The 8,359-nt window shown below is 70.4% G+C and carries 7 protein-coding genes and 2 pseudogenes; 8 read left to right on the forward strand and 1 reads right to left on the reverse strand.

The annotated features are described in order from the left end of the window. The first annotated feature begins 216 nt into the window (after window positions 1–216). The 3 genes from AB0903_RS31705 to AB0903_RS31715 all read left to right on the forward strand — a co-directional run bounded on the left by AB0903_RS31705 (window position 217) and on the right by AB0903_RS31715 (window position 2,258). A complete protein-coding gene (locus AB0903_RS31705) occupies window positions 217–432 on the forward strand; it encodes a hypothetical protein (RefSeq protein ID WP_366708193.1) in 216 nt (71 codons plus the stop codon). Between the two features lie 151 nt (window positions 433–583). Beyond that, entirely contained in the window at window positions 584–1,369 is a 786-nt protein-coding gene (gene nagB, locus AB0903_RS31710; RefSeq protein ID WP_366708194.1) for a glucosamine-6-phosphate deaminase, read from the forward strand. 535 nt (window positions 1,370–1,904) lie between these two features. Further along, entirely contained in the window at window positions 1,905–2,258 is a 354-nt protein-coding gene (locus tag AB0903_RS31715) for a VOC family protein (protein ID WP_366708195.1), read from the forward strand. A gap of 512 nt (window positions 2,259–2,770) precedes the next feature. Here the strand turns inward: AB0903_RS31715 and AB0903_RS31720 are convergent. Then, window positions 2,771–3,040: a DUF3311 domain-containing protein gene (locus AB0903_RS31720; protein ID WP_366708196.1), complete on the reverse strand. Its 270-nt coding sequence runs from the start codon at window positions 3,038–3,040 to the stop codon at window positions 2,771–2,773. Between the two features lie 157 nt (window positions 3,041–3,197). On the opposite strand from AB0903_RS31720, the gene AB0903_RS31725 reads away from it, so the two are divergent. The 5 genes and pseudogenes from AB0903_RS31725 to AB0903_RS31745 form a co-directional block, all read left to right on the forward strand. Next, entirely contained in the window at window positions 3,198–4,754 is a 1,557-nt protein-coding gene (locus tag AB0903_RS31725; RefSeq protein ID WP_366708197.1) for a sodium:solute symporter, read from the forward strand. Beyond that, complete coding sequence (locus tag AB0903_RS31730; RefSeq protein ID WP_366708198.1) at window positions 4,751–5,410, forward strand: sigma-70 family RNA polymerase sigma factor; 660 nt, start codon at window positions 4,751–4,753, stop codon at window positions 5,408–5,410. Before AB0903_RS31725 ends, AB0903_RS31730 begins: the two co-directional genes overlap by 4 nt. Next, a complete protein-coding gene (locus tag AB0903_RS31735; RefSeq protein WP_366708199.1) occupies window positions 5,407–5,715 on the forward strand; it encodes a hypothetical protein in 309 nt (102 codons plus the stop codon). The genes AB0903_RS31730 and AB0903_RS31735 overlap by 4 nt, the downstream gene beginning before the upstream one ends. Before the next feature lie 125 nt (window positions 5,716–5,840). Continuing rightward, window positions 5,841–5,966: pseudogene (locus AB0903_RS31740) on the forward strand (AraC family transcriptional regulator); the annotation flags it as partial. 1,232 nt (window positions 5,967–7,198) lie between these two features. Then, a pseudogene (locus AB0903_RS31745) lies at window positions 7,199–8,269 on the forward strand (carbon starvation CstA family protein); the annotation flags it as partial. Between the last annotated feature and the right edge of the window lie 90 nt (window positions 8,270–8,359).

The following is an 8,359-nucleotide window of genomic DNA, read 5'->3' on the forward strand; positions in this document are numbered from 1 at the left end:
GGGAGCGGCCGCTCCGCCCGGCTCGGCGGTCCTCGAACCCGGGGCAGAGACGCATGCCGGCGCGGGCGCGGACCGCCGGCCCGAACCCGTGGCCCCGGCGCCGGCGCGGACCGCCGCCTGAACCCGTGGCCCCGGCGCGGACCGCGGGCCGCGGGCCGGGCTCGTGGCCGCCGGTCCGCCCGGCCCGCCCCGGAACCGGCCTGGCAGACTGAGGGCATGTCCGCTCCCCGCCGTCTGTGCCCGGTGTGCCGCCGTGAGATCGCCGTGGTGGCGGGCCGGTTCGCCCGCCACGACCCGGCCGGTGCGCGGGTGGGCGCGGAGCTGGTGTCCTGCCCGGGGTCGCGTCGGCAGGCGCCGCTCGATCCGGCGCTCCAGCCGTCCCTCGACGGCAGTGTCGTGACGGCGTTCCCGGGCCAGCTGTCGCTCTTCTGACGGCCGGGCGTCCGTTCCCCGCTCCGTGCGCCTCCCGCTCCGTGCGCGCCACGCCGCCTGTCCGCATGCTGTCGGGACAGGACAGCACCGCCCCTCACCAGGTAGATTGGTCTACACCACTTATCGGGTGCATACAGAGACAGGGATCTTCGTGGAAGTTGTCATCGTTCCGGACTCCGCCTCGGGTGGCGAGCTGATCGCCGAAGCCATGGCCGACCTGCTGCGACGCAAGCCCGACGCCCTCCTCGGTGTCGCCACGGGATCGACCCCGCTGCCGATCTACGACGCCCTCGCGGCGAAGGTCGCGGCCAAGGAGGTCGACGCCTCGCGGGCTCGTATCTGCCAGCTGGACGAGTACGTGGGCCTACCCACCGGGCACCCCGAGTCGTACCGCTCGGTGGTACTGCGCGAGGTCGTCGAACCGCTCGGGCTGGACCAGGACTCCTTCATGGGCCCCGACGGCTCGGCCGAGGACGTCGCCGCCGCCTGCGTCGCCTACGACCGCGCGCTGACCGAGGCCGGCGGCGTGGACCTCCAGCTCCTGGGCATCGGCACGGACGGCCACATCGGCTTCAACGAGCCCTGCTCCTCGCTCGCCTCCCGCACCCGGATCAAGACGCTCACGCAGCAGACCCGGGTCGACAACGCCCGGTTCTTCGACGGCGACATCGAACAGGTCCCGCACCACGTCATCACCCAGGGCATCGGCACCATCCTGGAGGCCCGCCACCTGGTACTCCTCGCCACGGGCAAGGCCAAGGCCGACGCCGTCGCCCTCGCCGTCGAGGGCCCGCTCTCCGCCCTGGTCCCGGCGTCCGCGCTGCAGCTCCACCCGCACGCGACCGTCGTGGTCGACGAGGCGGCGGCCTCCGGCCTGAAGCTCGCCGACTACTTCCGCGCGACGTACGCGGCGAAGCCTGACTGGCAGGGGATCTGACCCTCCCGGGAACGAGAAGCACGGGTGGGTGGCCGCACCCGGCCACCCACCCGCGGCATTTCGGCCACGGCGACGGCTCCGGCCACCACTTCACCGACCACCTTCACGAGGCCGGCCTCGGCGGGAGCGCCGACCTGGGCTTCGTCGGCCTCGGCGACAGCGGCCCAAACGCCGACCCGGCGGTGATCACCGGCCACAAGGCCCGCGATCGCTCCCCGCCCCCAAGGTCGGAAACTGTCCGACAAGCCCTGGCCGCCGTCCGGGCACCGGTCGAGCACGGCTTCGCGCACCCGAAGAACTGCGTGCTCGGCAAGGTCCGTACCGACCTGAAGTGGGCGATCGCGCCGGTGAGGCCCTGCTGGTCCTGACTGACCGCGAAGGTGCCCGCCGACCCACGATCTTGTCGGGAGTCATACGCCCCGGCCAGCACGAGCGCCTCGAAGCCCCTGCACACCATGCCCGTGACCTGCAACTACAACTGCGCCATGCATACAACTCAATGGCCTTCGACGCCCGGCGTGCTTAAGCTCGGCGGATGACCTTGGAATGGGAACAGGTAATCGTCCACTCGGAAGACCCGGCGACCTTGGGGCAGTGGTGGGCGGAGGCACTTGGCTGGGTTGTCGTCCACTCCTCCGACGACGAGTTCGAGATCCGCCCGGCGCCGGACCGCCTGCCGGGGCTGGACTTCGTCCGGCTCGCTGAGAGCAGGAAGGCCAAGAGCCGACTGCATCTCGACTTCAGACCCGATGACCAGGAGGCCGAGGTGGCCCGTCTGCTGGCCCACGGTGCACAGCGTGTCGACATCGGCCAGGGTGACCAGTCGTGGGTCGTACTGGCAGACCCCGAAGGCAACGAGTTCTGCATCCTCGGCCAGCGGCGCCAGTAACGCTCCCGCACCCCCGGACGGCCAGGCGGCCGTCGGGACTCAGAACACCTCGGCCATGCATCGAGGGCTGCCGGAGCGGGCAATCCTGGCGTCTCGGGTGACCAGCGGCACCAGGAGCCCCTCCGCCGGCGCGATACGTCGCGTCGTAGGCGGGCAGGTTCACGTTCCGCTCACGCACCCGGGGCACGACCGGCAACGCCTGATGGTGCGCCGTGATCAGATCCGGCCTCGGGCATCCCTGTCCCCTCCCCGCGATCCGGTGACGTACCAGCACAGCGACGGATCGCAGGCGGACCCTCACGACAGACGCAGCAGCCCCAGGAACCGCCCCCGGCCACCCAGTCAGACGCTTTTCCCCAGCCGATCGCCGATCGAGCCGAGCGCGGTGACCGTGAACCACCCGTGGGAAGGCGTACGGCTCCCAACGGTTGGCCCGTGGCAGCGGGCTCGGTGGGCTCGGGTCGGGCGGCCCTCACTCCGGTGTGTTCCGTGACGGCGTGCCGTACTGCGGATCAGAGGCCGGGCCGGTGACGCCGGCGGCCGGAGCCGGGGTCAGGACGGTGACGGGTGTTCCTGGTCAGGAGATACGCGGCGAGTAGGGCGAGACCACATCCGGGCACCCAAGCGAGCTGGTACCAGTAGAAGAACGGCACTCCTGCCACCCGCGGGCGCGCACCGCCGTACCACGGGACCCACAACAGTCCTGCCGCAGGAGTAAGGAGCACAACGGCCGCTGTGCCGCGCCGCAGCCGGGAAGGGGCAAACCATGTCACATCACACATTCCTCTCGCCTTCATCAGCGGGTTTGTGCAAGAGTTGCCGACCGGCCGCAACCGGTTGACAGCAAATCTCCAGAAGATTTCCCGCCCGTTTCTGTCATCCGGATCGGCGATCCACGCAACTCGCCCTCAGAGGCTGGTCTACACACGGAGGTGAGCGATGGCGGATGCCGCCATGGTCGCTCCGTTCCTCGCCGTCATCGGCGGGGCCTCACTCGTCGCCGTCACCGCGCGCCGCCTCCACCCGACCGACCGCCTGCCGTCCCTGGAGGGCTGGGCACTGGCCGACCGCAGCCTCGGGCCCGTATGGACGTGGTTCCTGCTGGGCGGCACGATCTTCACCGCGTACACCTTCACCGCCATACCGGGACTGGCGTACGGTGTCGGCGCCCCTGCGTTCTTCGCGGTGCCCTACACCGTGATCCTCTGCCCGCTCGCCTTCGTCCTGCTGCCGCGCCTTTGGAACGTGTCCCGCCGCCACGGTTACATCACCGTCGCCGACTTCGTCCGCGGGCGCTACGGATCGTCGCTTCTGGCCCTCGCGGTCGCACTGACCGGCATCCTCGCCACCATGCCGTACCTGGCGCTGCAATTGGTCGGCATTCGTGCCGTGCTCGTCGCGGGCGGCCTCTACCCACGGGGTACCGCCGGCGACCTGGTGATGGTCGTGCTCTTCGCCGGGCTCGCGGTGGCGACGTACCGCTACGGGCTGCGCGCCCCCACGGTCATCGCGGCCCTCAAGGCGGTCGCCGTGTTCACCTCCGTAGGCGTCGTGTGCTGGCTGGCCCTGAAGGGTCTCGGCGGCCCGGCAGCTGTCTTCGACAGGGCTGCCCTCCGGGCCGCCGAGGCCGGCGACGCCTCACTGATTCTGGCTCCCGGACAGCAGTCCGCCTACGCCACGCTCGCCCTGGGCTCCGCCCTGGCCCTGCTGATGTACCCGCACGTGCTCGTCGCCGGCTTCGCCGCCTCCGGCCCCGACGCTCTGCGGAAGGCCACGGTCGCATTGCCCGCATGGACCGCGCTGCTCGCCCTCTTCGGTCTTCTCGGCATCGTCGCGCTGGCTGCGGGCGTACGCGCCCCGGCGGGCGGCGCCGAGTCGGCCGTTCCGATGCTGGTGGACCGGCTCATGCCCGCGCCGCTGGCCGGGCTGGTGTTCGCCGCGATCACCGTGGGGGCGTTGGTCCCGGCCGCCGTGATGTCGATCGCAGCCGCCACATCCTTCGTACGCAACGTCTATGTCGAATACGTTCATCCGACGGCCACGCCGAAACGGCAGGTGCGCGTCGCCCGGCTCGTGTCGCTCACCGCGAAGGTCGGAGCAGTCGCGTTCGTGTTCGGTCTGCGGGACCAGGACGCCATCAACCTCCAACTCCTCGGTGGCGTATGGATTCTGCAGATATTCCCCGCGGTGGCCATCGGGCTGTTCACTCGCCGGCTGCACCCGAAGGCCCTGCTCGCAGGATGGGCGGTGGGCATGGCGGTCGGGACGGTCATGGTCGTGCGCGAGGGATTCTCCCCCGCTGTGCCTTTCGGACCCGCCGACCACCACGTGGAGATCTATGCCGGACTTGCCGCTCTCCTGATCAACCTGACGGTCGCGCTGGTCACCACCGCGGCGCTCGAACGCCTCGGCGCGCCTCGCGGGACCGACACCACCGAACTGCCGTCGCGCCTGACTGCCCGGCGGCGCCCCGAGACGGGAACGAGCAACTCATGAGACGCAGACACGACAGCCACGCGACACTGCACCCCGCCGCACAGGTCCCGAGGCCGCCCGTACCGGAATCCACCGACGCCGCCACCGACGGCGGAACCGTCAGCGGAAGCGCCTCCGCTGACGTGACCACTGGTGGCTCCGCGCAGACCGCGGCCGACCCGGACGGACTCGAACGGGAGGTGACCGTATCCCGATTGTTCGATCTGCACTACTCCTCGATGCTCCGTCTCGCCGCGTTGCTCGGCGCCGACGATCCTGAGAACATCGTCGCCGAGGCGTATTACCAGATCTACCGGAAATGGCGCAAGCTGCGGGACACCGAGGCCGCGGAGGCCTATCTACGCTCCACCGTGTGCAATCTGACCCGCATGCGCATACGCCACCTGCAGGTTGTGCGCAGGCACGCCGAGATCCCGCCCGCCGATGTCGTCGCCTCGGCCGAGAGCTCTGCCCTGCTCCGCGCCGATCAGCGCGTGCTGATCGGCGCCCTCCAACGACTGCCCGCGCGACAGCGTGAGGCCCTCGTTCTGAGACACTGGCTCGGGCTGAAGGAGAGCGAGATCGCCGCAGCGATGGGCATCTCCGCGGGCTCGGTCAAGACACACACATCGCGCGGCATCGCCGCCCTGACCCAGGCGATGGAGGCCCGGCGATGAACGACACCTCCCGCGACCGCACCGAACAGCAACTGCGTGAGGCCCTGGGAGCCCTGGCCTGCAACGTGCACGCCACCCCCGACGCCTACCGCTTGGCCCGCGGGGACTGGCTGCGCCGTGAACGCCGCCGCCGTCTCGTCCTCACCGCCTTGATCACCGTCGTCTTCGCGCTCGCCATCCTGATCGGCCTGTGGGTCCTCAACCAGAACCCGTCCGGACCCGGTGTCGTCTTCCACCACACTCACGGCCAGCTCGGCCCTGGACGCGACGGCACAGCCGCGTTCGACCTCATCGGGCCTCTCTGACGGCCACCGCGCGAGGGCAGGGCAGCCGGCGGCCACGGCCCCCGTGTTCCAAGGCGGAGGCGCCTGCGGCTCTCCGGCCGAGGAACTCGCCTGCCGCCGACCCGTTGGCCCGGGGCGATTCCCACGTGCTGTACGCCGACGAGGATCCGGTCGTCACCGGCGCCGGTACCGCTGCCGGTGTGGACGCCTGCCTCCACCGGCTCCGCAAGGAACACGGCAGTGCCGTCGCCAACGCGCTCGCCCGACGCATGGCCGCACGCCCGCAGAGTCAGGCGGCCGGCGTCAGTGTCGCGAAGGCACCGCCGACCCGCCCCGCCTGCGATGTCGCGCTGGTGCGGGACCGTCGCCGGTGACCACGGCGGCGAAGGTCCCGGCTCGGTGATCGCCGCGGTCGGCTCCACCTGACGGCGCTCCGCCTCACGGCATCTCGCGGCCGGGGCACGGGAGGAGGCCGATCTGATCGAGTCGGCACCTGAAGTGTTCTCGCCCGGGCCACCGGGCCGTTCGCCGAACGGGAGGTGGCCTGTCGAGCGCCGGGCACCCGGCCCTGGCGGCGCTGCATCGGGAGTGCAAGCGGTTGGGCACGTTGGCCGATGTGTTGTCAGAACCCGTCGGTGCGCTGCAACTTCACCGGCGTTCCGTCGGCCGGGGAGGAGTCCGGAAACACAACCGCTCGGAACTTGAACTGCATCGGCGGGACATCGCTGGTGACGATCTCGTGGGGGGAACGGTTGCTCGCCCAGCCCGGACTCATGGTCCCGGCCGCCAAGGCGCCCTCGGCGACGACGTCCTTGCAGAAGTCACGGCTCTGGAGGGGCGGATGGTCGGCGTTTCGGGCGCTTTCCCTTCAGGCTGTGCAGTCGGGGTACGGACGATGTGCTGGTGCGTATCAGCCCCGTGCCACAACTGGAACCGGCCGGCACAGCCGGCGACGTGCTCTCGCCGAGCACCGCGAGCGTCTCCCGCGGTGATCACCGGCGCCACACCGCCCGGACCTGTCGGACTCCCGCGTTGGAGTCACGGCCCCTCGCCGGAAGTCGCACGAGAGGCCGTTCCGGCCGACAGGGAACCGGCGGGGAACCGGCGGGGAACCGACGGGAATCTTCTGGGGATCAGCTGTCAACCGACTCCGGCGGTCAGGCAACTCTTGGTCACGAAGCGGGAAAAGGGAGGCTGCCTCGGCGCGTACCGGTGACCCCGGGGACGACGTGCCGTGGCCGTCACACGGGTCCTTTGACCCGTGTGACGGCCTGCTGTGGGTTGCGTGGTGCACCGGTGAGGGTTCGGGTCTCACCGGGGTGCCGCTCTTCTTCTGGTACCAGCTCGCCCGGGTCCTGCGGCCCTGGCGCCGCCGGCCGTGTGTCTGCCGCACCGGAAGTCTCCCCTGCCCCGGGGGTGACACCGGTCCTGCCGATCCGGGGCCCGTTCCAAGCACCGCACCACACCTTTTCGTCGATCACCAGCTGTCGCATGAGGAGCCGCCATGCCTGAATCCGCTGCGCCCAGAGCCGGCCTGCCCGCGCCGTCCGGGGACCGTACGCCGTCCCGTCGCGCCCGCCCGCCACTACGTTCGATTCTGATCTGGACGGCGGTCGCCTTGGCCGGGGCGACCGGCTGGGGTGTGCTGGCTCTGTCCCGGGGTGAGGAGATCTCGGCTGTCTGGCTGGTGATGGCGGCCCTGGGCTCGTATGCGATCGCGTACCGCTTCTATTCGCGGTTCATCGCCCGCCGGGTTCTGGAGGTCGATGACACCCGTGCCACTCCGGCGGAGCGGCTGGAGGACGGTGTCGACTACCATCCCACGGACAAGCGGGTGCTGTTCGGCCACCACTTTGCGGCCATCGCCGGTGCCGGCCCGCTCGTCGGGCCCGTCCTGGCCGCCCAGATGGGCTATCTGCCGGGCACCGTCTGGATCATCGTGGGCGTGATCTTGGCGGGTGCGGTGCAGGACATGATCGTCCTGTTCCTGTCCATGCGCCGGGACGGCAAGAGCCTGGGGCAGATGGCCCGGGACGAGATCGGCAAGGTGGGTGGCGCCGCCGCACTGATCGGCGTGTTCGCCATCATGATCATCCTGCTCGCCGTCCTGGCCATGGTCGTCGTCAACGCCCTGGCGGAGTCGGCCTGGGGCACCTTCTCGGTCACCATGACCATCCCCATCGCCCTCTTCATGGGCTTCTACCTGCGCTACCTGCGGCCCGGCCAGGTCGTGGAGACCAGCGTCATCGGTGTGGTGCTGCTGCTGCTCGCCATCCTCGGCGGAGGCTGGGTCGCGGACTCCTCGCTGGCCGAGTACTTCATCTGGAGCCCCGAGACCCTGGTCTTCTGCCTGATCGGTTACGGCTTCGTCGCCTCCGTGCTCCCGGTGTGGATGCTGTTGGCGCCCCGCGATTACCTGTCGACGTTCATGAAGGTCGGCACCATCGCGCTGATGGCCGTCGGCGTCGTGATCGCCGCCCCGGTGCTCAAGGCCGAGCCGGTGACCGAATTCGCCTCGACCGGAGCCGGCCCGGTGTTCGCCGGGTCGATGTTCCCCTTCCTGTTCATCACCATTGAGCGGTGTGCATCGTGAAGTTGCAGGTCACGGGTCTGGTGTGCGGGCGTCCTTCCGTGCTCGCGCTGGTCGGCGGGCGGTGTCCACGAT

This window comes from Streptomyces sp. NPDC048389 (assembly GCF_040706335.1).
GTDB lineage: Bacteria > Actinomycetota > Actinomycetes > Streptomycetales > Streptomycetaceae > Streptomyces.

Coding starts and splice junctions, on each gene's coding strand:
- AB0903_RS31705 (WP_366708193.1), top strand. CDS start 217: ATGTCCGCTCCCCGCCGTCTGTGCCCGGTGTGCCGCCGTGAGATCGCC.
- AB0903_RS31725 (WP_366708197.1), top strand. CDS start 3,198: ATGGCGGATGCCGCCATGGTCGCTCCGTTCCTCGCCGTCATCGGCGGG.
- AB0903_RS31730 (WP_366708198.1), top strand. CDS start 4,751: ATGAGACGCAGACACGACAGCCACGCGACACTGCACCCCGCCGCACAG.
- AB0903_RS31735 (WP_366708199.1), top strand. CDS start 5,407: ATGAACGACACCTCCCGCGACCGCACCGAACAGCAACTGCGTGAGGCC.
- AB0903_RS31715 (WP_366708195.1), top strand. CDS start 1,905: ATGACCTTGGAATGGGAACAGGTAATCGTCCACTCGGAAGACCCGGCG.
- AB0903_RS31720 (WP_366708196.1), bottom strand. CDS start 3,040: ATGTGTGATGTGACATGGTTTGCCCCTTCCCGGCTGCGGCGCGGCACA.